At 69.6% G+C, this 25,672-nt stretch carries 20 protein-coding genes; 7 read left to right on the forward strand and 13 right to left on the reverse strand.

Going from position 1 to position 25,672, the window contains the following annotated elements; all coding sequences use genetic code 11:
• Nucleotides 1-131: 131 nt before the first annotated feature.
• The 4 genes from ACFXIV_RS32325 to ACFXIV_RS32340 are packed head-to-tail and all read right to left on the reverse strand — an operon-like array spanning nt 132 to nt 4,459.
• A complete protein-coding gene (locus ACFXIV_RS32325; protein WP_379402502.1) occupies nt 132-1,091 on the reverse strand; it encodes an isopenicillin N synthase family dioxygenase in 960 nt (319 codons plus the stop codon).
• Complete coding sequence (locus ACFXIV_RS32330) at nt 1,088-1,537, reverse strand: nucleoside deaminase (RefSeq protein ID WP_379402501.1); 450 nt, start codon at nt 1,535-1,537, stop codon at nt 1,088-1,090. The genes ACFXIV_RS32325 and ACFXIV_RS32330 overlap by 4 nt, the downstream gene beginning before the upstream one ends.
• Nucleotides 1,538-1,542: 5 nt before the next feature.
• Complete coding sequence (locus ACFXIV_RS32335) at nt 1,543-2,931, reverse strand: purine-cytosine permease family protein (RefSeq protein WP_379402500.1); 1,389 nt, start codon at nt 2,929-2,931, stop codon at nt 1,543-1,545.
• A gap of 13 nt (nt 2,932-2,944) precedes the next feature.
• Nucleotides 2,945-4,459 (reverse strand): APC family permease, encoded by a 1,515-nt coding sequence (locus ACFXIV_RS32340; protein WP_379402499.1) that lies wholly within the window; start codon nt 4,457-4,459, stop codon nt 2,945-2,947.
• Nucleotides 4,460-4,709: 250 nt separating this feature from the next.
• On the opposite strand from ACFXIV_RS32340, the gene ACFXIV_RS32345 reads away from it, so the two are divergent.
• Complete coding sequence (locus ACFXIV_RS32345; protein ID WP_379402498.1) at nt 4,710-5,552, forward strand: hypothetical protein; 843 nt, start codon at nt 4,710-4,712, stop codon at nt 5,550-5,552.
• Nucleotides 5,553-5,554: 2 nt separating this feature from the next.
• Here the strand turns inward: ACFXIV_RS32345 and ACFXIV_RS32350 are convergent, their stop codons facing one another.
• From ACFXIV_RS32350 to ACFXIV_RS32365, 4 genes are all read right to left on the reverse strand, one after another.
• Nucleotides 5,555-6,127, reverse strand: coding sequence for a methyltransferase family protein (locus tag ACFXIV_RS32350; protein WP_379402497.1), 573 nt, complete (start codon nt 6,125-6,127; stop codon nt 5,555-5,557).
• Between the two features lie 142 nt (nt 6,128-6,269).
• Nucleotides 6,270-7,484: an FAD-dependent monooxygenase gene (locus ACFXIV_RS32355; RefSeq protein ID WP_379402496.1), complete on the reverse strand. Its 1,215-nt coding sequence runs from the start codon at nt 7,482-7,484 to the stop codon at nt 6,270-6,272.
• Between the two features lie 80 nt (nt 7,485-7,564).
• Complete coding sequence (locus ACFXIV_RS32360) at nt 7,565-10,618, reverse strand: BTAD domain-containing putative transcriptional regulator (RefSeq protein WP_379402495.1); 3,054 nt, start codon at nt 10,616-10,618, stop codon at nt 7,565-7,567.
• A gap of 255 nt (nt 10,619-10,873) precedes the next feature.
• On the reverse strand, nt 10,874-12,445 hold the full coding sequence (locus ACFXIV_RS32365) for a PucR family transcriptional regulator (protein ID WP_379402523.1): 1,572 nt from the start codon (nt 12,443-12,445) through the stop codon (nt 10,874-10,876).
• Between the two features lie 134 nt (nt 12,446-12,579).
• Between ACFXIV_RS32365 and ACFXIV_RS32370 the strand changes: the two genes are divergently transcribed.
• The 4 genes from ACFXIV_RS32370 (at nt 12,580) to ACFXIV_RS32385 (ending at nt 18,678) form a co-directional block, all read left to right on the forward strand.
• Nucleotides 12,580-14,070: a CoA-acylating methylmalonate-semialdehyde dehydrogenase gene (locus tag ACFXIV_RS32370; RefSeq protein WP_379402494.1), complete on the forward strand. Its 1,491-nt coding sequence runs from the start codon at nt 12,580-12,582 to the stop codon at nt 14,068-14,070.
• Between the two features lie 12 nt (nt 14,071-14,082).
• Nucleotides 14,083-15,447: an aspartate aminotransferase family protein gene (locus ACFXIV_RS32375; protein WP_379402493.1), complete on the forward strand. Its 1,365-nt coding sequence runs from the start codon at nt 14,083-14,085 to the stop codon at nt 15,445-15,447.
• Nucleotides 15,448-15,484: 37 nt separating this feature from the next.
• Nucleotides 15,485-16,972 (forward strand): gamma-aminobutyraldehyde dehydrogenase, encoded by a 1,488-nt coding sequence (locus ACFXIV_RS32380; protein ID WP_379402492.1) that lies wholly within the window; start codon nt 15,485-15,487, stop codon nt 16,970-16,972.
• A 290-nt stretch (nt 16,973-17,262) separates the two neighbouring features.
• Nucleotides 17,263-18,678 (forward strand): NAD(P)/FAD-dependent oxidoreductase, encoded by a 1,416-nt coding sequence (locus ACFXIV_RS32385; RefSeq protein WP_379402491.1) that lies wholly within the window; start codon nt 17,263-17,265, stop codon nt 18,676-18,678.
• Between the two features lie 10 nt (nt 18,679-18,688).
• Here ACFXIV_RS32385 and ACFXIV_RS32390 read toward each other — a convergent pair whose 3' ends face one another.
• Complete coding sequence (locus ACFXIV_RS32390; RefSeq protein ID WP_379402490.1) at nt 18,689-19,816, reverse strand: metallophosphoesterase; 1,128 nt, start codon at nt 19,814-19,816, stop codon at nt 18,689-18,691.
• Nucleotides 19,817-19,920: 104 nt separating this feature from the next.
• Between ACFXIV_RS32390 and ACFXIV_RS32395 the strand changes: the two genes are divergently transcribed.
• A complete protein-coding gene (locus tag ACFXIV_RS32395; RefSeq protein ID WP_379421369.1) occupies nt 19,921-20,415 on the forward strand; it encodes an Lrp/AsnC family transcriptional regulator in 495 nt (164 codons plus the stop codon).
• Nucleotides 20,416-20,430: 15 nt separating this feature from the next.
• On the opposite strand, the gene ACFXIV_RS32400 is transcribed toward ACFXIV_RS32395, so the two are convergent.
• Both ACFXIV_RS32400 and ACFXIV_RS32405 read right to left on the reverse strand, forming a co-directional pair.
• Entirely contained in the window at nt 20,431-21,084 is a 654-nt protein-coding gene (locus ACFXIV_RS32400) for a metal-dependent phosphohydrolase (protein WP_379402488.1), read from the reverse strand.
• Nucleotides 21,085-21,158: 74 nt separating this feature from the next.
• Nucleotides 21,159-21,734 (reverse strand): TetR family transcriptional regulator, encoded by a 576-nt coding sequence (locus ACFXIV_RS32405; protein WP_379402487.1) that lies wholly within the window; start codon nt 21,732-21,734, stop codon nt 21,159-21,161.
• 56 nt (nt 21,735-21,790) lie between these two features.
• Here ACFXIV_RS32405 and ACFXIV_RS32410 point away from each other — a divergent pair, with 56 nt between their 5' ends.
• Nucleotides 21,791-22,780 carry an SMP-30/gluconolactonase/LRE family protein gene (locus ACFXIV_RS32410; protein ID WP_379402486.1) on the forward strand — a complete coding sequence of 330 codons (990 nt, stop codon included), beginning with the start codon at nt 21,791-21,793 and terminating at the stop codon, nt 22,778-22,780.
• Here the strand turns inward: ACFXIV_RS32410 and ACFXIV_RS32415 are convergent.
• Nucleotides 22,777-24,261, reverse strand: coding sequence for an MFS transporter (locus tag ACFXIV_RS32415; RefSeq protein WP_379402485.1), 1,485 nt, complete (start codon nt 24,259-24,261; stop codon nt 22,777-22,779). The genes ACFXIV_RS32410 and ACFXIV_RS32415 overlap by 4 nt on opposite strands.
• A gap of 52 nt (nt 24,262-24,313) precedes the next feature.
• Nucleotides 24,314-25,522, reverse strand: a complete 1,209-nt coding sequence (gene cobA / locus ACFXIV_RS32420; protein WP_379402522.1) for a uroporphyrinogen-III C-methyltransferase — start codon at nt 25,520-25,522, stop codon at nt 24,314-24,316.
• Nucleotides 25,523-25,672: the final 150 nt, after the last annotated feature.

Here is a 25,672-nt window from a genome sequence, read left to right on the forward strand (position 1 = left end):
CATGCCCGCTGGTAACGCGGCCGCGGCGGGCAATGTTCCCGCGAGATCCGCCGGCGGTCACCGGGTGGGCGGGTCCAGGTCGCTCCCACGGCCGCCGGCACGCGACGGCCGTGGGAGCTCGCCGGGTGGTCTCAGCCGAGGGTGATGGCGTCGAGGCGGGTGCGCAGGAACTCGGCGGAGACGACCGGCGTCAGGCCGGAGACCCGGCCGATGGGCGGCTCGAGGGGTATCACCCGGGCGTCGTGGTCGAGTTCGTAGAAGTAGATGAGCGACACCAGGTCCTCGTCGGGTGCGGACGCCTGGGGCGGGAGTACCCGGTGGCGGCCCGCGGGCCAGCGCTGGCCGCTCCAATAGGCCAGCAGATCACCGATGTTCACGGTCAGGGCGGACGGGTCGTAGGGCGCGTCCGCCCAGCCGCCGTCCTCGGTGTAGACCTGCAATCCGCCCGCACCGGGTTCGCGGTCGAGGACGGTGACGGTGCCGAAATCGGTGTGCGGACCGATCCGGAACTGGCCGGGTTCGGGCGGGCCGACCTCGGCCAGCGGCGGGTAGCGGTTGATATTGCAGGTCCAGGTCGGACGGCTGGCCAGGCCCTCGAAGGGGTTGTGCGGCAGGTCGAGTGCGGCGGCGAAGAGCGCGAGCAGTTCGTCGGAGAGGGTGCGCATGGCCGCGGTGTAGGCGAGGAACAGCTCGCGCAGCTCGCCCACCTCCTCGGGCCAGACGTTGTCGAGGAACCACACGGTGTCGATCAGGGCGTCGCCGATACGGGTGTCCGCGCCGATCGCGAAGGTCTCCTTGAGGTCCGGCGGGGTCTCGGTGCCCTCGGCGTAGCCGTTGGCCTCGAGGCCGGGACCGATCCAGCCGCGCCCGCCGACGGAGACCGCATACCGCTGTTTGATCTCGGGCGGGAGTGCGAAGAAGCGCCGGGCCGCCGCCCGCAGGTCGGCCGGAAGTCCTTGCGGCACACCGTGTCCGCGCACCAGGAGGAATCCGGCGCGCTGCATGCCCGCGTCCACCTCGCGCAGCACCGTGGCCGCGGTCTCGCCGCCTGCGCGCCAGCGGTCCAGGTCGACGGTCGCGATAGGGGTCATTCCGCCACTCCTATGTCCTCGTTCCAGAGTTCGGGCCGTTCCGCGATGAAGCGGGTCATCATGTCCACGCAGGCCGGGTCGTCGAGCACAGTGATGGAAACCCCGTGAGCGGCAAGCCACTCGTGGCCGCCGGTGAAGGTGCGCGATTCCCCCACGATGACCGCGCCGATGCCGAACTGGCGGACCAGGCCGCTGCAATACCAGCACGGGGACAGGGTGGTGACCATGATGGTGTCGCGGTAGTCGCGGCGGCGGCCGGCATTGCGGAAGGCGTCGGTCTCGGCGTGCACGCTGGGGTCGTCGTTCTGGACGCGGCGGTTGTGGCCGCGGCCGAGCAGGTTGCCGGCGCTGTCGAACAGGGCCGCCCCGATGGGAATCCCGCCTTCCAGTAGCCCGAGTTGCGCCTCTTCGTAGGCGGTGACCAGCAGATCCTGTGCGTTGATCATGCCGATCATGCTGCCACCGCGGCGCCTGCGATCCGGGATCGGTTGACGATCAGATAGGCCGCGCCGGAGAGCACGAAGCCGACGAAGAAGGTGATGTCGCCCAGCTGCGGCACCGCCTTGGCGGCGAAGCCGACGAACTTCTCCTGATTGGAGAACAGCAGCACCGACACCACCAGCCCGGCCAGGAACGACGCCACGCCGGCCCAGTTGCGGTGGTCGCGGTCGTAGAGCAGATGGTCGATGCGCTGACCACGACGCAGATACTCGTCGGCGAACACCACACCCAGCCACGGTCCGATCCAGTACGCGACGATGAGCAGGAAGCCCTCGTAGCTGGCCGCCGCGTCCGGCAGCGCCCACCAGGCGACCAGGAACCCGATCAGGCCGAAGGCCGCCGACACCAGCGCCCGCTGCGTGCGCACCGAGAACGTGAAGCCCATGGTCACGAAAGCCATTGCGCCCGAGTAGACATTGAGCGCATTGGCGGCCACCGCGCCCACCGCGATGGCCAGCAGGGTCAGGTCCGCCAGCAGCTTCGGCAGGTTGGCGGTGAACACATCGGTCGGGCTGCCCTGCGCGACGCTCGCCACGGTCGCCGAGGCCGCACCGACCGCCTCCAGCCAGACACAGGAGATGAAGAGGCCCGCCGAGGCGTACGCACCGGTCGCGACCCGTGACACCGTCGCGGGCAGATAGCGGGAGTAGTCCGCCGCGTAGGGATTCCAGCCCGCGCCGTAACCGAAGGCGGTGCCGACGGTGAGCAGGAATCCGCCCATGCCGCCCACGCCCCCGGCCGGTGCGGGCGCGCCCAACGAGGCTTTGCTGAAGATCACCACGGTGACGATGGCGAACACAATGGCCAGCAGCGGGAAGGCGATGCGTTCCACCGCCTGTACCAGGTTGTGGCCGAAGAAGGCGAAGGCGGTCTGCACCACCACGATCACCAGCAGCGCGGTCAGTTTCGGCATGCCGGTCAGGGAATTCAGCGCGAACGCACCGCTCACGGAGTTGGTGGCAAACCAACCGACCCCGCACATGACCGACATGAACGCGGCGGGCAGGGCGTTGCCGCGATAGCCGAAGGCCAAGCGCCCCAGCACCATTTGCGGGACACCGTGCAGGGGCCCGCGCGCCGACAGCAGGTAGTGGGCGGCCGCGCCCAGCCCGGTACCCACGACGATGCCCAGGCTCGCCTGCCAGAAGTTCATGCCGTACGCGGTGACGGCGAGCACGCCCACGAAGACGGTGGCGAACTCCATATTGGGAGACATCCACGTCCAGAACAGTTTTCGCGGCGTACCGTGGCGGGCGTCATCAGGGATATAGTCGTCGCCGCCGGGCTCGACGGCTATCACGCGGTCGCCATATGCGGGACGGATCTCGGTGTCGGTCATGACTTTCCGCCTCTCAGCGCTCGTGGGATTCTTCCAGCACGGTCCGGCCCAGCAGCGCGTAGCGGCCGGGGTCGGTGCGCCGGAGGTACAAGGCGTAGCCGATACCTGCGATGGCCACCGCGGCCACCAGGTACGGTGTCGCCTTCAGAATCAGCGACCCGGCCTCGCTTCCGGCCGCGGTGTCCATATTGAGGACCAGCAGCAGCACCACGCCGATCATGGCCACGCCGCCCACCAGCGGGGCCACCAGAGTCCGGAACCAGTGCCGGGTTTCGGGGTGGTGGTTCCGGAAGTAGGCGATGACCGCGAACGAGCACACGGCCTGCACGATCAGGATCGCCATGGTGCCGAGCACCGCCATCAGCGTGTAGAGGCTCGCGTAGGGGTCCTTGCCCGCGAGGCCGAAGGCCAGCACCAGCACGGCCGAGAAGACGGTCTGCACCAGACCGGCGATGTACGGGGATCCGTTCTGCGGGTGGGTCTTTCCGATCGTCCGCTTCCACGCCGGAATCACGTCCTCGCGGCCGAGCGCGTAGAGGTAGCGGGAGGCGCAGTTGTGGAAGGCCATGCCGCAGGCCAGCGAACCGGTGACCATGAGCCACTGCATGGCGTCCACGGCCCAGTGCCCGACATAGCGTTCGGTGGGCGCGAAGAAGAGATTCATCGGATTGTCGGAGGCGGCCAGTTCCATGGCCCTGCCCTGCCCGTTGCCGGAGATGGTCATCCAGGAGATGAACAGGTAGAACACGCCGACACCGAGGACGGCGATCATGGTGGCGCGCGGGATGATTCGCTTCGGATCCTTGGATTCCTCACCGTAGATGGCGGTGGATTCGAACCCGACCCACGACCAGAAGGCGAAGAACAGTCCCAGACCCGCGGACGCGCCGTGGAAGGCGTTGACCGGATTGATCGGGGCCAGCGACAACCCGTCCGGCCCGCCGCCGTGCAGCAGCACCGACAGGCCCATGACCGTCAGCACGGTCACCTCGGTGACCAGCAGCACGATGAGCAGCCGCTCGGCCACGGCGACGCCGAACCAGGTACCCAGGCCGTTGATCACCAGCATCAGGATGGCGAACACCCACCACGGAATGTTCACGCCCACCTGATCGGAGACGGTGTTGTGCGCGAAGCTCGAGAAGATGCCGATCAGCGACGGCTCGAACACCATGTAGGCGAAGGTGGCCAGCAGCCCGGCCGACAGGCCCGCGGTGCGGCCCAGTCCGTAGGAGATGAAACCGTAGAACGCGCCGGTGGTGGTGATGTGCTTGGCCATGGTGGTGTAGCCGACGGTGAAGATGGCCAGCACCACCATGGCGATCAAAAACGCCGCGGGCGTGCCGATTCCGCTGCCGGCCGACATCATGAACGGCACATTGCCGGTCATGGCGGTGATGGGCGCGGCCGTCGCGACGGCCATGAACACCACGCCGAGCAGACCGACCACATTGGGTTTGAGCCGCGACACCCCCGCTGCGGATGTGTCCGATCGCCCGGAAAGTACGACTGGTGCACTCGATTCCATGGTGAAGCTCCTCAATCTTGGTCGACTGACCTGCGAGGAATGTTCGGGCTGGAATGTTGCCTGGATATGAAACGGAGTTACCAGCAGAAACCAAAGGAGTGACTCAGGTCACTATTCTTACAGTCAGCCGGAAACACGTTCCGATGCTTTACGGATCGTATGGCGCACAGCCATTTCGATTCGCACACCGCAGCGGATCGCGTCACCAATCTGGCTTCAGTTAACTGAACTCAGCTACTAGGGTGGGTACATGGAAAACGACCTCGCCCGTGAGGTGTGGCGCGTGCTGGAGCCCTTGCACGCCGTCACCTATTTCGCCGCCGACTGCATCGCCGCCAACAAAGCCGTTGGCCTGCGCGGCTTCTGGATGGGCTACTTCGCGTCGCGCTCCGCCCCGCTCGGCGCGGTCGGACCCTCGGTCGTGGAGGCGACCTTCTACAACTTCCATCCGGCCATGGTCCGGCGGGCCATTCCGGACGCCTGGGGTTTCGCCGCACCGGATGCGATCATCGCCACCCGCACCATCGCCGCGGCCGCGGTCCTGCGCACCGTCGTGCCCGATATCGCCGACATCGCCGCCCGCGCCGTCCCGCGCCTGCAGCAGGCCATTGCCACTGCGCCGGCGGCGGGCCGCCCGCTCTTCGCCGCCAATCGCGACCTGCCCACCCCGGACGACTCCGTCCACGCGCTCTGGCAGGCGGTCACGGCGCTGCGCGAACACCGCGGTGACGGCCATGTGGCATGCCTGCTGAGTGAGGGCATCGATGGCTGCGAGGCGCACGTACTGTTCTCGGCGTCCACCGGCACCCCCGCGCAGTTGTGGCGCGACAATCGCGGCTGGAGCGAAACCGATTGGAAGGCAGCGCGAGAGCGGCTCACCGAGCGCGGCCTGCTGAACGCCGAGGGCATCACCGAGGCCGGCAGCGCCCTGCGCGCACACGTCGAGGCCCGCACCGATGCCCTGGCCATGACCGCCTACCGCGGCGTCCCGGGCATCCTCGAAATGCTGTCCGCCCTCACCCCCGCCGCCCGCGCCGTGGTCCGCAGCGGCGAGGTTCCCTACCCGAACCCGATGGGCGCCGACCCCGCCTGAGGTCACCAGACGCCGGGGACCAGGCGCTTGGTCGTGTGCCGGTAGGTCTCGTAGGACGCGCCCAGGGTCGCCACCAGCGTCTTCTCCTCGAGCGTGATCCGGCGCAGGAACGCGTAGACCGGGACCACGGTGGTGAGCAGCAGGGACACGTAGTTGCCGGCGGCCAGGCCGAAACCCAGCGTCAGCAGCAGGATGCCGGTGTAGGAGGGGTGCCGGATCCAGCGGTACGGGCCGGTGCTGATGACCGGCTGGTCCTGGTCCACCTCGACGGTGGTGCGAAAGTGCTTGCCCAGCACCGCGATCGCCCAGGCTCGCACGACCAGGCCCAGCCACATGAGAGCGACGCCGAGGATCTGCCACGGCAGGACCGGTCCGGGAAAACGCAGCGGGCTGTCGGCCGGGAGGAGGATTCCGGCGAAGCTGGCGACCGTCATGGCGGCGGCCACGAGCACGAAGATGAGGAGCCTGGTGTGGCCGTCCCCGGCGGTGGAGCCGGTGCCGCGCATGCGATCCCGCACTCGCAGCGCGATCTCGAATGCCATCCACGCCCAGGTGGTGTACACGGCGATGGTCACGTCGGACTCCCTTCCAGTTCGAGATAACCATCAAACGGGATCGGCCCGCATCAGGGATCCACCCGGAGAATGAACCCTGACCGTCCCGGATCAGACTCGATGACGACACCGCGCCCCCTTTGATGCCGACACCGCGCCCCGGTCAGTACCGCTCGAGTCGAATGGCATTGGCGGCCTTCTCGATCGGCTTCATGATCGGGCGCAGGGCCATGCCCTTCCACGGCATCCAGCGCAGCATGCGCATCATGGTCATCTGCATGCGCAGGGCACGGGCGTCGCCGGCGACCATCTGGGTGGCGTTGTTCCAGCCGAGGGTCAGGTTCTCGTCGACGTACTCACGCATGCGCTCCTGGTAGGCGGCGAAGGCGACGCGGTGGTCGCCGGCGGCGGCGCGCAGCTCACCGGCCAGTACGTACGCGCCGACCAGGGCCATGCTGGTGCCCTGCCCGGACAGCGGGGACGGGCAGTAGGCGGCGTCGCCGACCAGCGCGACGCGGCCCGAGGTCCAGCGCTCCAGGTGGATCTGGCTCACCGTGTCGAAATAGAAGTCCGGCGAGTCCGGCATGGCGTCGAGCAGGGTCGAGGTCTCCCAGCCGCCGCCGGCGAAGACCTCGGCCACCAGCCGCTGCTGTGCGGCGGTGTCGCGGCGGTCCGGCAGCTGCTCGGGAGCGGGAAAGATGAACTGCGCCTTGGCCGCCGAGCGCTGCGTGCTGTACACCTGCACGACCTTGCCGGGGGCGGCGTGGATGAGCTCCCAGTGGTCGAGGTCCAGGTAGTTCGGCACCGAGATGACACAGGCGGCCATACCGGTGTGCCGGGCGAACTGCTCCTCCGCGCCGAAGACGCTGCGGCGCACCGTGGAATGCATGCCGTCCGCGCCGATCACCAGGTCGAACACCTGGGGAGCCGCGTGGCGGAAGTGCACCTCGACGCCGTCCGCGTGCTCGATCAGCTCGGTGATGGCGTCGCCGAACCGGTAGTCGACGCCGCTCTTGCCGGCGTCGAACAGGATTCGCGCCAGGTCGCCGCGCAGCACCTCGTCGTCGCCGGGCGAACGCATGCCGATCAGGTCCGGTCCGAGGGTGGCGATCGCCTTGCCGGTCGCGTCCACCCACGCACCGCCGCGCATATCGGTGGAGGCCTTGCGGATCTCGTCGGTGAGCCCCATCCGCTCCACGACTTCCATTGCCACGCCGCGGATATCGACCTTGTACCCGCCCTCGCGCAGGGCCGGAGCCTGCTCCACGACGGTGACGGTGAAGCCGTACTTCTTCAGCCAGAAGGCGAGGGCCGGGCCGGCGACGCTGGCGCCGGAGATGAGGACGGTCTTGTTGGCGAACTGCTGTGTGCTGGTCATGTCACAAAGCTTCGGCCGGGGCGCTCACCAACCCCTCACCGTCGGCTCACCGGCCCTCACCAGCACCCTGACCTGCGATTTCAGGCGTCGTTCAACAGTGCGAGACCCTCCCGCGCTCGCTCGTGCGCCTCGGTGATGGCGATCGAACCTCCGGCCGGGATCTCCAGCACCGACCGGTAGAGGTTCCGCGCTGCGGCCGGGTCCTCGGCACGAGCGATATCCCCCAGGCCGCGAAGTGCACCGGCGTACATGTCGATCGCGCCGTGGGTCCGCGACAGCTCCGCTGCCCGTTCGTAATCCGCGCGGGCCGCTTCGGCATCCCGCTCCGCCGCCCCACCGAGGTGGATATCGCCGCGACGGGTCAAGAGGTCGGCAGTGTCCGCGGCCCAACCCAATTCGGTGTTCACCGCGATTGCCTCATCGATCAGAGCCAGCGAGGCGGCCCGATCGCCGCGCCGCTCGGCCACGGCCGCCAGCTTGTCCAATGCGGCCGCGATCGCCCACCGGTCCCCGATCCGCCGGAACCCCGCCAGCGCCGCCGCGAACTCCGGCTCGGATTCGTCGACCTGCCCGGACATGAACAACGCCATCCCGTCCCCCAGCCGCAGAAACGCCTGCGACCAGTCATCCGCCCCGAACAGCCGGCGCAACTCCGCAGGCTCCCCGGGCAGCAAACCACCCGCGAGCGCGAGCAGAAAGATCAGATGCGGCTGCCGCATCGGATGCTCCTGCGCCGCAACCCCCGCCGCCGCCCGCTCGACCTCGGCCGCGAGATCATCCCGTCCCCGCGCCGCCACCGCCACCACCAGCGCGTATTGCTCCGCATCCACGGCAACCAGCCACTCGGGCCGGGATATGCGAGCCTCCGCGGCGACGCTCGACCCCACTCCCGGTGCATCATGCCCAGCAGCGGTTTCCGCAACGAACGGCACGCGCCGCTCCTCGCCTGGAGGGCGCGCATCCGACCTGGGCGCCGCAGTGGGAGTGATCAGCGTCGTAGCCTCGTGGAGGTCTGCGTCTCGGCGGTCGCCAACGTCATCACGGCGCACCGGCTGATCGTGAGGCCGGGCGGCGGCGGCCGGCCGACGTACCGCCGAATTCAGTTCGGGTAGCAGGCGGTTGGCGAGGGCGGGGCCGTCGCCGGAGTGGCCGGTCAGCCACCAGTACCAGGCTTGGGCGGCGATGAGGCGGGCGGCGAGGGCGGGGTCGGCGGTGGCGGACCAGTGCAGGGCGGACTGGAGGTTGTCGTGGTCGGTGGTGAGGCGGGCCAGGTGTTGGAGTTGGGTGTCGGTGCGTAGTAGGGGGTCCGTGGTTTCGGCTGTGTCGGCGAAGTATTCGGCGTGGGCGCGTTGGGTTTTCTCGTGGTCGCCGGATTCGATGGCGCGGGTGCGGGCGAATTCGCGGATGGTTTCGAGCATGCGGTAGCGGCCGGCGGCGATGTCCAGGAGGGATTTGTCGGTGAGGTCGGCGAGGAGGTCGTCGACATCGTCGATGTCGCACACCCGGCGGGCCTGCTCGGTGGTCGCGCCGCCCGCGAAGACCGAGAAGCGCTGGGCCAGTTGCTGTTCGGCGGGGTCGAGGAGTTCCCAGCTCCAGGCCACCACGGCCTGCAGGGTCTGGTGGCGGGGTTCGGCGGTGCGGTCGCCGCGGGCCAGCAGGCGGAAGCGGTCGGTGAGGCGGGCGTCGATCTCGGGGAGGTCGAGGGTGCGCAGGCGGGCGGCGGCGAGCTCGATGGCGAGCGGGAGGCCGTCGAGGCGGCGGCAGATGCGGGCGACCAGGTCGATGGTGCCCGCGTCCGGGAGGAAGCCGGGACGGACCGCGGCGGCCCGGTCGGCGAACAGGCGCACCGCCGGAGCGGCCAGCTGGTCGGCCAACGGCGAATCCGGTGGGGCCATGGGCAATTGGGGGACGGGGAACAGCGTTTCGCCGGTGACCCGCAGCGCCTCGCGGCTGGTGGCGAGAATCCGCAGGCCAGGGCACGCGACCAGCAGGCGGTGTGCGAGGCGGGCGATATCGAGGACGACGTGCTCGCAATTGTCGAGGATGAGCAGCAGCGGACGGTCGGCGAGCATGGCGACCAGCTGCGACTCGAAATCGCGTGGTGCGGGGGCCGCATGCGCCGACAGGTCGCGACAGCCCAGGGCGCTCGCGATCGCCTGGGCCGCCTGCACACCGTCCACCAGCGGCGCCAATTCGACGAAGCAGACGTCGCCGCGGACCCGGCCGCCCGCCGCCAGCGCCAGGCGCGTCTTCCCGGTGCCGCCGGGGCCGATCAGGGTGACGAGGCGGGCCTGGGCGACCAGTGGCACCAGCCGCGCGAGTTCGTCCTCCCGGCCGACGAAACTGGTGAGAGGGGTGGGCAGCCGCCGATTCGACACGGCCGCAACCTCATCCGCGCGCAGGATCGCCAGGTGGGCGTCCATGAGCTCGGCCGAGGGATCGGCCCCGAGCTCGTCGGCGAGCAGCCGCCGTCCCGCTTCGAAGGTTTCCAGCGCCTCGGCCTGACGGCCGGCCGCGTACAGGGCGCGCATGAGCAGAGCACGTGCCCGCTCCCGGAGGGGATGTGCCGCAACCAATTCCGAGAGTGTCGCCACCACCGCCTGCGGATCCCCCACCGCCAGCGCCGCCTCGGCCCGATCCTCCTCGGCGGCCAGCCGCGCCTCGTCCAGCCGCGCACCCTGACTCTCGGCGAAGGGTGCGTCCCGCACATCGGCCAGCGCCGGACCGCGCCACAATCCGAGCGCCTCATCCAGCAGCGTCATCGCCGCGCCGGAATCCCGGTCCCGCAAGGCTTTCCGCCCCTGCGCCGCCAGCCGCGCGAATCGGAGCGCATCCACCGACTCCGGGTCGACCGCCAATCGATAACCCGCCCCGGCCGACTCGACGAACTCGCCGTCCCCCACACCAGTGCGCAGCGCCCGCCGCAGCCGCGACACCTGCGACTGCAACGCATGTCCCGCATCCCCCGGTGGCTCCGACCCGTACAGGTCGTCGATCAGCCGCTCCCGCCCGACCACCCGCCCGGCATCCAACGCCAACACCGCCAGCAAGGCCCGCACCTGCGGACCCCCGATCGGAAACGGGCCCCCATCGGCCCGTCGCGCCTCGATCGGACCCAGAATCCCGAACTCCACGCGGCCAGTATGCCCGGGCCGGACCTGGCCCCCCAACGCACGGACCTCAACCGCTCCCGGTCATTCCGATGCGCTCTGCCCGGAGCCCACCGACCCACGTCGGAGGCACCGCCGGTTCGAAGGCCAGGCCGGCGACATACCTGGATGACGGGCGGCGATCCGGATCACCGCCTCGAGAATGCGCTGGCGCACAGCGCTTCTCGGGCCAGCCCCCTACCACGGAATTCACGTCGGAGGATCTCGCCGGGGCGGCGGTCAGCGGGGTTCGGGGGCAGCGACCAGGTCTCGGATGAGCAAAGCGGTGTGGAGGGAGGTGCGGGTCTCGCCGTTGTCGAGATCGACGTCGAGGATGCGTTCGATGCGCGACAGGCGGTCGTAGAGGGTGGGCCGGCTGATATTGAGGCGTTTGGCGAGTTCGGTCTTGTTGCCCGCCAGGTCGAGGAATTGGCGCAGGGTGCGGGTGAGGTCGGCGGCATTGCGGATGTCGTGGCGCAGCAGGGCGCTCAGCTCGGTCTCGGCGAAGCGCTGGACACCCGGCTCGTCGCGGATGAGCGACAGCAGGCCGCGCAGGCGGACGTCGCCGCTGCGATAGAACGGGCGCGGGACCGAAGGGTCCAGGGAGAGAGCGACTTCGGCGACGTGCGCGGCCTGGGCCAGCTCACGCGCGGTGTCGAGGAGGGAGTCCGATTCACCGCCGGCGCCGATGACGGCGCGCTCCACACCCGCCACGCGGCGGATCTCGGCGAGCATGGCCGAGCAGATCGCGGTGAGCGCGCTGTCCAGGTCGCCGCTCCGGGAGACACCCAGCACGATGGTGACCCGATTGCCGTGGTCGGGCGCGGCCAGCGCGGTGGCCTTGGCCAGCGCCACCCCGTGCAGCGCCGCGTCGAGCAGTGTGGCCGTACGGCGTTGCTGCGCCACCGGATCGGCTTCGGCCGCCGCCGCGACCTCCACCGCGAGCGGGACATAGCGGGCGCGGCGGGCCAGCCCGAGCGCCGCCGCCAGCGCCACGGCGTCACGCTCGTCGGTGAGACGGCCGTTGACCATATCGTCGATGAGCCCGGTCTGGGCCTGCCGGTGCAGCCCGAAGCGGTCGCGCTCGATCATCCGGTGCAGGGTCAGTGTCTGCGCGGCGCGTTCGAGCACCATGCGCGCGCGGGCCGTGGGCACCCGGCTGGAGCGCAGGATGAGCCGGCCCCAGCGCTGTGTATGCGGGCCCACGGGAACCACATTCGGGTCGGTGTCGGGCAGCAGCCGGGAGGTGGTCTCCCAGTGCTCGAGCAGGGCCGAGGTGCCGGTGTGGCGCGCGGTCAGGGCCAGCACGCGATGCGCCAGGTCCTCGAGCACGACCGAGGCGTCCAGCATCCCGGCAGCGGTTTTCACGATTTCGGCCAGCGACGCCCGCCGCACGCTCAACGCCGTGAACGTCTCGTGCACCGTGCGCGCGAATTCCAGCTCCGCGTACTGGTCGGCCACGATCACCCGGTGCACCGCCTCGGTGACCTCCACGAACCGCACCACCCGGTGCAGCGCCACGGTCGGCAACCCCACCCGGTCGGCGGTCTCGGCCACCACCGGCGACAATTCCCGCACGTAGGTACCCAATTCGATGACCAGCCCGGACACCCCGGCCGCGGCCAGCGATTGCAGGTAGGCCACGGTGGCCGCGTCGCTACCGGCCAGCGCCTGTCCGGTGGTGAGAATCAATTCCCGTCCCACCAGTAGTTTCGCCACGTCCGGCAGCTCGCTCACATGCACCCACCGCACCGGCCGATCCAGCGGACCGCCGCCCACGACCTGCGGCTGCCCGGCCCGCACGACCGGCATGGCCAGCACATCAGCAACGGAGAGGAGCACCGACGAATCGTAATACGAAGTTGGAAAATGGATACACAACGTCGGGAATCAACCGGCGGGTAATGGCGCAGAGTAGGGACGGACACTCACGGAATCGAGGAGATATGCAGACCATCGCACACTGGCTCGACGGCAAGTCCTTCACCGGTTCCAGCACGGCGACCGCACCGGTCACCAATCCCGCGACCGGCGTGGTGACCGGACAGGTCGCCCTGGCCTCCGCGGCCGACGTCCGCACCGTGATCGAATCCGCCGTGGCCGCGTTCCCCGCCTGGCGCGACGCCTCCCTGGCCAAGCGCACCCAGGTGCTGTTCCGCTTCCGCGAACTGCTCAACGAGCGCAAGGAGGAGCTGGCGGCCCTCATCACCAGCGAGCACGGCAAGGTGCTCGCCGACGCGATGGGCGAGGTCACCCGCGGCCTCGAGGTCGTCGAATTCGCCTGCGGCATACCGCATCTGCTCAAGGGCGGCTACACCGAGAACGCCTCCACCAAGGTCGACATCTTCTCCGTGCGGCAAGCCCTGGGCCCGGTGGCCATCATCTCGCCGTTCAACTTCCCGGCCATGGTGCCCATGTGGTTCTTCCCCGTCGCCATCGCGGCCGGCAACACCGTGGTGCTCAAGCCGAGCGAGAAGGACCCCTCGCCGTCGCTGTGGCTGGCCGAGCTGTGGCGCGAGGCCGGGCTGCCGGACGGGGTCTTCAATGTGGTCCAGGGCGACAAGGTGGCGGTGGACGAACTGCTGGCGAACCCCGCGATCAAGGCGGTGTCGTTCGTCGGCTCCACCCCGATCGCCAAGTACGTCTACGAGCACGGCACCGCCGCCGGCAAACGCGTGCAGGCCCTCGGCGGGGCCAAGAACCACATGGTGGTGCTGCCCGACGCGGATCTGGACCTGGCCGCCGACGCCGCCGTGAACGCGGGCTTCGGCTCGGCCGGTGAACGCTGCATGGCCATCAGCGCGCTGGTGGCGGTGGGCGACATCGCCGACGACCTGGTGGCGCGGATCACCGAGCGCGCCAAGACCATTCGCACCGGCGACGGCACCCGCGGCACCGATATGGGCCCGCTGGTGACCGAGGCGCACCGTGACAAGGTGGCGTCCTACATCGCGGCGGGCGAATCCTCCGGCGCCACCGTGGTTCTCGACGGCCGCGCGGTGGCCGCCGACGGCGCGGCCGACGGATTCTGGCTGGGCCCCACCATTCTCGACCACGTCACCACCGACATGAGCGTCTACACCGACGAGATCTTCGGCCCGGTGCTGTCGGTGGTCCGCGTGGACAGCTACGACGAGGCGCTGGCCCTGGTCAACGCCAACCCCTACGGCAACGGCACCGCCCTGTTCACCAATGACGGCGGTGCGGCCCGGCGCTTCCACAACGAGGTCGAGATCGGCATGGTCGGCATCAATGTCCCCATTCCGGTCCCCATGGCCTACTACAGTTTCGGAGGCTGGAAGAACTCCCTGTTCGGCGATTCGCATGCGCACGGCACCGACGGCGTGCACTTCTTCACCCGCACCAAGGCCGTCACCACCCGCTGGCTCGATCCCAGCCACGGCGGCCTGAACCTCGGCTTCCCCCAGAACCACTGAACGGAGTCCGCGATGACCCTGCCCAATGGGCTGACCCCGGAGGCGGCCCGCGAAAAAGCCGCCCGCGCCTACGAATTGGACCGCAAGCACGTCTTCCACTCCTGGTCCGCGCAGAAGTCGCTGGATCCCATGGTGATCACCGCCGCCCAGGGCTGCTACGTGTGGGACGGCGACGGCAACCGGCTGCTCGACTTCTCCTCGCAGATGGTGAACACCAATATCGGACACCAGCATCCGAAGGTGGTGGCCGCCATCCAGGAGCAGGCGGCCACGCTGTGCACCATCGGCCCGGCCTACGTGAACGACGCCCGCTCGGAGGCGGCGCGGCTCATCGCCGAACGCACCCCCGGTGAGCTGAACCGGATCTTCTTCACCAATGGCGGCGCGGACGCGGTCGAGCACGCGGTGCGCATGGCCCGGCTGCACACCGGGCGGTACAAGGTGCTCGCGCGCTACCGGTCGTATCACGGCGGCACCGAGACCGCGGTCAATCTGACCGGCGACCCGCGGCGCTGGCCGAACGACCACGGCAATGCCGGAGTCGTGCACTTCTTCGGGCCGTTCCTGTACCGCTCACACTTCCACGCCGCCACCGAGGCCGAGGAGACCGAACGGGCGCTGCAGCACCTCGAGCAGACCATCGCGCTCGAGGGGCCGAGCACCATCGCGGCCGTCATTCTGGAATCGGTACCGGGCACGGCCGGAATCATGGTGCCGCCCCCGGGATACCTGGCCGGCGTGCGCGAACTGTGCGACAAGTACGGCATCGTGTTCATCGCCGACGAGGTGATGTCGGGCTTCGGCCGCACCGGAGAATGGTTCGCCATCGACCATTTCGACGTGGCGCCGGACCTGCTCACCTTCGCCAAGGGCGTCAACTCCGGGTATGTGCCGCTGGGCGGCGTCGCCATCGCACCGCACATCGCGGCCACCTTCGACGACCGCGCCTATCCGGGCGGGCTCACCTACTCCGGGCATCCGCTGGCCACGGCCGCGGCCGTCGCGACCATCACCGCCATGCGCGAGGAGGGCATCGTCGAGAACGCCGCCGACATGGGCGAGCGCGTCATCGGCCCGGGCCTGCGGGAACTGGCCGAGCGGCACCCGAGCGTCGGCGAGGTCCGCGGACTCGGCGTGTTCTGGGCCGTCGAGCTGGTCCGCGACCGCGCCACCCGCGAACCCCTGGCGCCCTACGGCGGCACCAGCCCGGCCATGAACGAGACCGTCGCCGCCGCCAGGGCCGCCGGACTGCTGCTGTTCGTGAACTTCAACCGCCTGCACGTGGTCCCGCCCTGCACCATCAGCGAGGCCGAGGCCAAGGAGGGACTCGCCATCCTCGATCAGGCGCTCACGGTCGCCGACGCCCATACCGTGTGACCCGGAGACGGTGACATTCGAGAACGCGAGGAGCGCGATGGGTCAGGAACAACTGCAATTCATCGGCGGCGCACGACGATCCGGGTCGGGTGCGCCGCTGTCGATCATCGCGCCGGCCACGGGCGCGGTCATCGCCTCCGGCGCCGGCGCGGACGCGGCCGACGTCGAGTCGGCGGTGACCGCGGCCCGGGCGGCCTTCCCCGGCTGGGCCGGGCTCACCCCGGGCGCGCGGTCGGACCTCATGCACGAATGGGCCCGGATCCTGCGCGCTCGTGCCGGGGACCTCGCCGCGATCGAAAGTGTCAACGCGGGCAAGCCGATTCGCCTCGCCACGGAATTCGACGTGCCCGGCACCATCGACAACACGGCCTTCTTCGCCGGCGCCGCCCGGCACCTGGAAGGCAAGTCGGCGGCCGAATACTCCGGTGACCACACCTCGTCGATCCGGCGGGAACCCCTCGGCGTCATCGGGTCCATCGCGCCCTGGAACTATCCGCTGCAAATGGCGGCCTGGAAGATCCTGCCCGCCGTCGCCGCCGGAAACACGGTGGTGCTCAAGCCTTCCGAGCTGACCCCGCTGTCCTCGCTGCTGTTCGCGGAGGCCGCGACCGACGCGGGCGTGCCGCCGGGCGTGATCAATGTGCTCACCGGCACCGGCGCCGAGGCGGGACAGCCGCTGGTGGAGCATCCGGCCGTGGCCATGGTGTCGTTCACCGGCTCCACCGGGGTCGGCAAACGGGTGGCCGCCACCGCCGCCGGTGCGGTCAAGCGGGTCCATCTCGAACTCGGCGGCAAGGCCCCCTTCGTCGTGTTCGACGACGCCGACCCCGAAGCCGCGGCGCGAGGCGCGGTCGCGGGTGCGCTCATCAATACCGGCCAGGATTGCACGGCCGCCACCCGCGCCTATGTGCAACGTCCGCTGTTCGAGGAATTCGTCGGCCGCGTAGCCGATCTCATGGACCGGGTGGTGCTCGGTCCGGTCGAGAACCCGGAAACCGATATGGGACCGCTCATTTCGCGCGCGCACCGCGACAAAGTGCTGGGCATGGTGGAACGCGCCCGCGAATCCGGCGCGAAAATCGTACGCGGCGGCCGAATTCCGGAACACACCCCGGCGGCGGGTTCCTACTTCGAGCCGACCCTGATCACCGGCGCGGCCCAGGACTCCGAGATCGTGCAGCACGAGATCTTCGGCCCGGTGTTGGTCGTGCTGCCCTTCGACACCGACGACGAGGCCATCGCACTGGCCAATGACACCGTCTACGGGCTGGCCGCCTCCGCCTGGTCCCGCGATGTGTTCCGCACCCAGCGGGCGAGCCGGGAAATTCAGGCCGGCTGCGTGTGGATCAACGACCATATTCCGATCATCAGCGAAATGCCGCACGGCGGGTACAAGTCCTCCGGATTCGGAAAAGACATGTCCGCCTACGCATTCGAGGAGTACACGAATATCAAGCACGTCATGTCGGATATCACCGGCGCGGCGCACAAGCCCTGGCACGACGTCATCTTCCGGGCCGGGTAAAAGGCGGCGATATCGCGCGGGCGGGCTCCGATCGGACCCGCCCGCGAATTTCTGGGCTATCCTCATGACACAGGAGGAGGCGGAAATGGACCGGCCGACGTCGCCGACGCAGGTATTGCGGTCCACTGTGCGTATGCCCCGCCGCTCCGAGGATCGCGCCGCCACCAGCTGACTCTCTCGAAAGCCGCCGACTGGTCCCCCCACGGGTGACCATCGGCGGCTTCCGCGTACCCCGAGCACGCAGGCGCGAACGTTCGCCGTATCGGCACGAGAGAAGGAGTTGATCGGCCATGTCGGCCAAAGGAAGCAAACTGTGGGCGTCGGCACTCATCGATGCAGCGCCGACGCCGTACTGGACCGACCGGCCCGAGCGGCCGACCCCCACCGACCCCCTCACCACCGCCACCACCGCGGATCTGGCCGTCGTCGGCGGCGGCTACAGCGGGCTCTGGACCGCGCTGCTGGCCAAGGAACGCGATCCCGGCATCGATGTGGTGCTGCTGGAGTCCGGTCTCTGCGGACACGCGGCCTCGGGCCGCAACGGCGGATTCTGCTCCGCCAGCCTGACCCACGGCCTGGCCAATGGCCTGGAGCGCTTCCCCGACGAGATCGGCCAGCTCGAACGGCTCGGCCGCTCCAACCTGGACGACATCGAGAAGGCCATCCTCCGGTACGGCATCGACTGCGACTTCGAGCGCACCGGCGAAATGGAGGTCGCCACCGCACCGCACGAGGTCGAATGGCTGCAGGAGAGCCACGATGCCGCCGAAGCCCTCGGCTACCGCACCGAGCTGCTCGACGCCGGCCAGGTGCAGGGCATGGTGCACTCCCCCACCTACCTCGGCGGCTGGTGGGACCGCGACGGCGTCGCCATGCTCGATCCGGCCCGGCTGGCCTGGGGACTACGGCGCGCCTGCCTGGATTCCGGTGTCCGCATCTTCGAAGGCACTCCGGTGCAACGCCTTTCGAAATCCCACGGCGGCACGCTGACCCTGCACACCCCGCACGGTGAGGTCCGCGCGCCCCGGGTTGCCCTGTGCACCAGCGCTTTCGCGGGCCCGGTGCCCAAGGTGTCACGCCATGTGGTGCCGGTCTACGACTACGCGCTCATGACCGAGCCGCTCACCGCCGAACAGCTCGACAGCATCGGCTGGGGCACCCGCATGGGCCTGGGCGACGCCTCCTACCGCTTCCACTACTACCGCCTGACCAGCGACAACCGCATCCTCTTCGGCGGCTACGACGCCATCTACCACTTCGGCAATCGCATCGCCCCCGCCCTGGAATACAACGAGGCCACCTTCGAAACCCTCGCCCAGCACTTCTTCCAGACCTTCCCGCAGCTCGACGGCCTGCGCTTCACCCACCGCTGGGGCGGGGTCATCGACACCTGCGGCCGGTTCTGCGCCTTCTTCGGCTCTGCCTACAAGGGCCGGCTGGTCTATGCCGCCGGCTACACCGGGCTCGGGGTGGGCGCGACCCGCTTCGGCGCGGAGGTCATGCTCGACCAGTTGTGGGGCCGCGACACCGAGCGGACCCGCCTGCGCATGGTCCGCTCCCGGCCGCTGCCGCTGCCGCCGGAACCGTTGCGCTCCGCGGGAATTCACCTCACCCGCTGGTCCCTGGCCCGCGCGGACGCGCACCAGGGGCGCCGCAATCTGTGGCTGAAGACCCTCGACTACACCGGCCTGGGCTTCGACAGCTGAGCGGGCGGAATCAGTTGGGCCGGCGCAGGATCAGCACCGTGATCTCGCTCGGCGCGAACAGGCGCAGCTGCGGACCCCAGAAGCCGGTGCCCCGGCTGGTGTAGAGCTGGGTGCGCTCGCCGTGGCGGCTGAGCCCGGCCACCACGGGCTGGTCCAGGCGGACCAGGTACCGGAAGGGCCAGATCTGCCCACCGTGGGTGTGGCCCGAAATCTGCAGGGCCACACCGGCCGACACCGCATCGGTGACCTGTTTGGGCTGATGGGCCAGCAGTACCACCGGCAGTGCCGGATCGGCGCCGGCCAGGGCCGCTTCGATGTCGGGGCCGTGGCCGGGCAGGCCGCTACCGGTGGGGTCGTCGATGCCCGCCAGCACGAGGCTGTCGCCATCGCGGGTGATGACCTCGTGCTGGTTGCGCAGCGGCTGCCAGCCCAGGCCGGACATGTGGTCGATCCAGCCCGGTGCGTCGCCGAAGTATTCGTGATTGCCGGTGATGTAGAAGCGGCCGTACTCGGCCTCGACCTTGCCCAGCGGATCGACCTGCGCCCTCCGCTTCTCCACCGAGCCGTCGGCGAGATCGCCCGCGTGACAGGCGATATCGGGACGCAGCGCGTTGACCTCCTCGACCACCCGCTCCGACCAGCGCAACCGATCGGTCGCGGCGTAGTGGGTGTCGGTGACGACCACCAGCCGGAAACCGTCCAAACCCGCACCGAGACCGGGGATCTCGACCTCGACCGTGCGCACGCGCGGCACCCGGCGCGCCTCGTAGATCGCCCAGGCGGACAGCACGACCGACACCGCCAGCACCCCGACGGCCACCACGCGCGAGCGCACCGGATCGTCCACCCCCGCGACCGCCAGCACACCCCGGACCGCGGCGCCGATCACCGACCAGGTGAACACCACCCACATGACACCCAGCATGGTGTCGCCCACCAGCGAAGCCGCGTCGGACTGCCGGGGGCCGTGCCCGAGCAGCATGCCCGCGGGCAGCGCCACATAGCCGAGCAGGAACACCGCCGACCCGAGCCAGAACCATGTCCCCGACATCGTCGTGTAGACCAGCAGCCACCAGGGGAGGGCGAACAGGAGCGCGGGAATGCCGAGGAACAGAACCGCGCGCGGAACGTACTTCACGGGAGATCATCCTTGTCGGACCGAAAACCGCCGGACCCGGCGACCGATCCCAACATACCCGCGCGCTCGCGACCGCCAGTCGGGCGTTCGCCCGACCAGCCGCGATGAGGAAGGATGATCTCGTGATCGACCAGTACTCCGGCCGGGGAGCTCCGATCCTCGACGACATCTCCAAGCGGATCATCGCCGAACTTCAGGAGGACGGGCGACGCGCGTACGCCACCATCGGCAAGGCCGTCGGACTCTCCGAGGCCGCCGTCCGCCAGCGCGTGCAGAAGCTGGCCGATGCCGGGGTGATCCAGATCGTGGCGGTCACCGATCCCCTGCAGGTCGGTCTGTTCCGGCAGGCCATGATCGCCATCACCGTCGACGGGCCGGTGCAGCAGGTGACCGACATCTTGGCTGCCATCGAGGAGATCAACTATGTCGTGGTGTGCGCCGGCCGCTACGACATCCTCTGCGAGGCCGTGTGCCCGGACGACGAGGCCCTGCTCGACCTGGTGTCCAACCGGATTCGCGGGCTGGCCGGGGTCCGGCACGCCGAGATCATGGTGTACCTCAAACTGCGGAAGCAGACCTACAAGTACGGCACCCGCTGATCGGGGCGCGAACCCTCACTCGTCCCCGGGTTCGCCCGCCGGCTCCGGGGTGAGCGTTGCGAGTTCGGCCGCGAGGTTGGCGCGGGCCGCGGACTCGTAGCGGGCCCGGGCGGTGGGCGTGCGGAAGAGGGCGGGCTGCCCGGCGAGCGCCGCCAGCACGGCCGCCCGGCCCGAGCGGAAGAGCGGGTCGGGAACGTGGGCGTACTCGGCGCGGACGGCCGAGGTGTAGGCGGCGTAGGCGGCCGCGTCGGCCGCGAGGATCGCCAGATCGGCATCGCAGAGCACAGCGCCGTTGCGGTCCGACGGGTCCGGGTGGTGGCCGCCGGTCAGCCGGACCAGCCGCGCGGCCTCCGCCACCGTGTCCGCGCCGACTCCCAGTGCGGGCAGGGCGGTTTCGGCCAGGCGGGCGCTGGCCTCCTCGTTGTCGGTGCCGTCGACGGCGTAGACCGCGTCGTGGAAGAAGGCGGCGTAGCGCACCGCGTCCAGATCCTCCGCGTCGGCGGCCAGATCGTCGATGACCGCCAGCATGGCGGCCAGGTGCTCGACGGTGTGATAGCGGCGGTGCGGCTCACGGTAGCGGCGGACCAGGTCCTCCCCCACCGCGCGTGCCTGCGGCCCGGCCAATTTCGTCCAGCGGTCCAGCAGATCCGCGTCCAGACTCATCCCCATCCGGGCAGTGTGCCCAATCTTCGGTCCGGAGAAAACCCCTCCGGCAGCGTGGTTTTCACCACTGGCTCATAAGGTCAAGCGTTCCCGAGCGTGAGGTAGCGCTGAATAGTGGGCCCGATGTCGGCGACGATCTGATCCGAGCTCAGCGCCACCACCGGCGGGAGCCGTAAGACGTAGCGGCACAGGGCGAGTCCCAGGATCTGGGTGGCGATCAGACCCGCGCGATGCGGTGCGTCGGCCGGATCGCCGAAACGCAGCACGGCCGGCATGAGCTGCTGGGCGAAGATGCGCCGGGTGCGTTCCACCACGTCCTCGTCGGTCAGCGACGAACGGATGAGGGTGAGCAGGATCTCGCTGGTCGGCGGCTGTTCCCACAGCTCCAGGAAACGCGCCGCGAGCAGTGCGCCCAGCGAATCCGGCGCGGCCGCACCGAGATCCGGCAGCTCCAGGTCGACATCCAGTGCGGCGTCGAACAATCCGTCCTTGTTGCCGTAGTAGCGCATCACCATCGACGGGTCGATCCCGGCGTCGGCCGCGATCGCCCGGATGGTCGCCTTCCGGTAGCCGTCCTCGGCGAAGCGGTGGCGCGCCGCCTCCAGAATCGCCGCGCGGGTGGCATCCGACCGCCGCGGCCCCGTCTCCACAGTCATGCCCACAAGTGTAGGCCAACAACTGTTGACTACCAAGGGCCGGGTTACAGTGAGCCATGTCCATGCAGCCCAAGCGCTGGACGCCGCCCAAGGCGACGGCCCGCGCCCACGAAAACCACAGTGCGCCACCCATGCCGCCCGTGCGGCGGCTCGAGGTGCCCGGAGAGGGGCCCGAGGATGTGGTGATCGCCCCCGACGGCAGAGTCGTCGCGGGACTCTCGGACGGCACCCTGGTGGCGGTCGACCCGGCCGACGGCACGGCCGAGCGGATCGGGCACACCGGCGGGCGACCGCTGGGACTGCACGCGAACCCCGATGGCTCGCTGCTGATCTGCGATGCCAACCGTGGGCTGCTGCGCCTGGACAAGCCGGGCGGGCAGGTCGAGGTGCTGGTGTCCGAGGTCGACGGCGTGCCGCTGAACTTCACCAGCAATGTGGTCGCCGACGGCGACACCGTCTACTTCTCCGAATCCACCCGGCACTGGTCGCTCGGCGAATACATGGGCGACATGCTCGAGCACTCCGAGACCGGTCGGCTGCTGCGCCGCAATCCCGACGGCAGTGTCGAAACCCTGGTCGACGGGCTGAAATTCGCGAACGGCATCGTGCTCGCCCCGGACCGCTCGTGCGTGCTGGTCGCCGAGACCGGCGGCTACAGCATCACCCGCTACTGGCTGACCGGGCCGAAGGCGGGCACCCACGACTACTTCGCCGAGAACCTGCCCGCCTTCCCCGACAATATGGGCCTCGGCAGTGACGGGCTGGCCTGGGTGGCGCTGGTGTCGCCGCGAAATCCGCTGCTGGACATGCTGCTTCCGCTGCCCGGCGTGCTGCGCCGGCTGGTGTGGGCGATTCCCGAAGCGCTGCAACCGAAACCGGCACGCACCGTGTGGGTGCAGGCCTTCGACTTCGACGGGAATCTCGTCCACGACCTGCAGCGCGAGGGCACCGACTACGCCATGGTCACCGGGGTCGCCGAACAGGACGGTGCGATCTACCTCGGCAGCCTGACCGAATCGGCGATCGCGGTCACCGCGGTGCCCTAGCTCTTCTGAGCCTCGTCCTGCGCGTGCTGCGCCTGGGCCAGCTGCCCGGGCGTGTAGCGCAGCGTCAGCGCCAGCAGGCCCATGACCGCGGTGCCGATGGCGCACACCAGCAGGACGAGGGTGTACCCGCTGCCCAGCGCATCGATCTGACTCGGCGACATCTCGCTCACCTTGCCCGATTTGCCGCCGAGCGCCAATGTGCGCGACAGGGCGACCGGGCTCAGCACGCCGACCGCGAACGGCGTGCCCATGTTCATGAACATCTGCCCGACCGCCGACAGCGGGCCGATGTGGGCCATGTCCACGCCGACCAGCACGCACAGCGGCAGGATCACGATGGCGGTGCCCACGCAGAAGCCGACGATCGACATCATGACCAGCAGCGTGGGGAAATAGTCGGCCGAACTGTCCAGTGTCGAACCGAAGTACAGCGCGCCCGCCAGCACCAGGGCGGCCGCCAGCAGCAGCCAGCGCGCCCGGACATACATGCACGCCTTGGACGCCACCGCGGTACCGACGCCCGCGCCGAGGGTGAACGGAATGCTGGCCAGACCGGCCTGCAGCGGGCTGTAGCGCAGCACGTTCTGCAGGAACTGCGCGACGAAGAAGGTGGTCGCACCGAGCACGCCGGAGGTCAGGAAGATGGCGGCGAAGGTGATCACGCGGTCGCGGCTCTTGAACAGCGACCACGGCAGCAGCGGGTTGTCCACGTCACGCTCGGCGAAGATGAACACGATCAGCAGGACGAAGCCGCCGATCAGCGCGCCGAGGATGACCGGAGAGCCCCAACCCATTTCGGGCCCCTCGGTCGCGCCGAAGACGACCGACACACAGGCCAGCGTGCCCAGGATGGCGCCGCGCACATCCATGGACATGCGGTGGTGCGCGGTGTCGCGGAGCTGGTAGATCGCGCCCCAGACGATGAGAATGCCGATCGGCACATTGATCCAGAAGATCCAGCGCCAGTCGACCTGGGTCAGCGCGCCGCCGATGACCAGACCGCCGACCGAGCCGATACCGACCATGGATCCGAAGATGGCGACCGCTTGATTGCGGGCCGGGCCGGGCGCGTAGGTGCTCGCCACCAGCGCGAAGGCGGTCGGCGCGGCGATGGCCGCGCCCGTGCCCTGCAGCGCGCGGGCCGCGATCAGCCATGCCTCGTTCTGGGCCATGCCACACAGCGCCGAGGCGAGGGTGAACAGCGCGACGCCGAGAATCAGCATCCGCTTGCGGCCGAACGAGTCGCCGAGACGCCCGCCCAGGAGCATGAGGCCCGCGAACGGAAGACCATAGGCCGTGACCGTCCACGCACTGCCCGCGTTGGACAGGCCGAGCTGTTCCTGTAGTCGCGGCAGCGCCAGGATCATGACGGTGCCGTCCAGCACGACCATCAGCTGAAGCCCGCTGAGGACGAGAATTGCGAGCCCGAAAGCCCGCTTGGTCACCGGATACTGCATCGTCGCAGCGGGGTTATCGAGCACCCGCCCACTGTAATGGATGCACTATCCGGCGAACCGATCTCATTACGCGACGTCAGGAGTTGTCCTGGTCCGGCGCACCCGCCGTGAAGCCCGCCGTCGGGCCGATGACGATGATGGCCGGCGGGCGAATGCCCTCGGTGCGCACCCGCTCGGCGACGGTGGCCAGGTCGGCGCGCAGGATGCGCTGGGTGCGCAGGCTGCCCTCCTGGATGACGGTGACCGGGGTGTCGGCGGCACGGCCACCGGAGATCAGCGCGTCGGCGAACTTCTCGATCCGCTCCACCGCCATCAGCAGCACGATGGTGCCGCGCAGCCGGGCCAGCGCGGGCCAGTCGACCAGCGAATCCGGGTGATCAGGCGCGACGTGGCCGCTGACGACCACGAACTCGTGCGTGACACCGCGGTGGGTGACCGGGATACCGGCCAGGGCGGGCACCGAAATCGCGCTGGTGACACCGGGAACCACGGTCACCGGGATACCGGCGTCGACGCAGGCTTCGAGTTCCTCGTAGCCACGCCCGAAGACATAGTTGTCGCCGCCCTTGAGCCGCACCACGAACTTGCCCGCCTTCGCGCCCTCGATGAGCGCGGCATTGATGGCCTCCTGCGCCATGGCCCGGCCGTAGGGAATCTTGGCCGCGTCGATGACCTCCACCTCCGGCCCGAGCTCGGCCAGCAGCTCCGGCGGCGCGAGCCGGTCGGCGACAACGAGATTCGCGCGGGCCAGCAGGCGGCGGCCGCGCACGGTGATGAGATCCGGATCGCCGGGGCCGCCGCCGACCAGCGCCACGCCCGGGGTCACGGGGGCCGAATCATCGGTCACCACACCGGATTGCAGGGCTTCCAACAGCGCGTTGCGCACCGCGGCCGAGCGGCGGTGCTGCCCGCCGGCCAGTACGCCCATCGTCATGCCGTCGTAGCGCGCGGTGGCCGGAGTGACCGCGGTGCCCAGCCGCGCGGTGTCGGCGCGGACGCAGAAAACGCGGCGGCGGGTGGCCTCCGCGACCACGGCCGCATTGGTCTCGGGTTCGTCGGTGCAGGCCATGACGTACCAGGCGCCGTCGAGATCGCCGTCGGCGTAGGCACGCAACTCCAGGGTCAGCTGTCCCGAGGTGGCCATGCCCTCGACCGCGGGCGTGGCCTCACGGCTGATCACGTGCACATCCGCGCCGGAAGCGATGAGCAGCCCGAGCCGCCGCTGCGCCACCGTGCCGCCGCCGACCACGACCACGCGGCGACCGTTCAGATCGAGGCCGACCAGGTAGTTCGGATCGCCGGTGTCGACCCGGGACTCGGGAACCGGCTGGTCATCGGGGGTGGCTGCGGGGTTCTGCACAAGGATTCAGGGTACGGCGTGGGCGGCGGCGCACGACAATCGCCCGGCATCCGGGTGGCAATCGATACAGAGTTC

The sequence above is a fragment of the Nocardia sp. NPDC059236 genome (genome assembly GCF_042754085.1).
In the GTDB taxonomy this organism is placed as follows: domain Bacteria; phylum Actinomycetota; class Actinomycetes; order Mycobacteriales; family Mycobacteriaceae; genus Nocardia.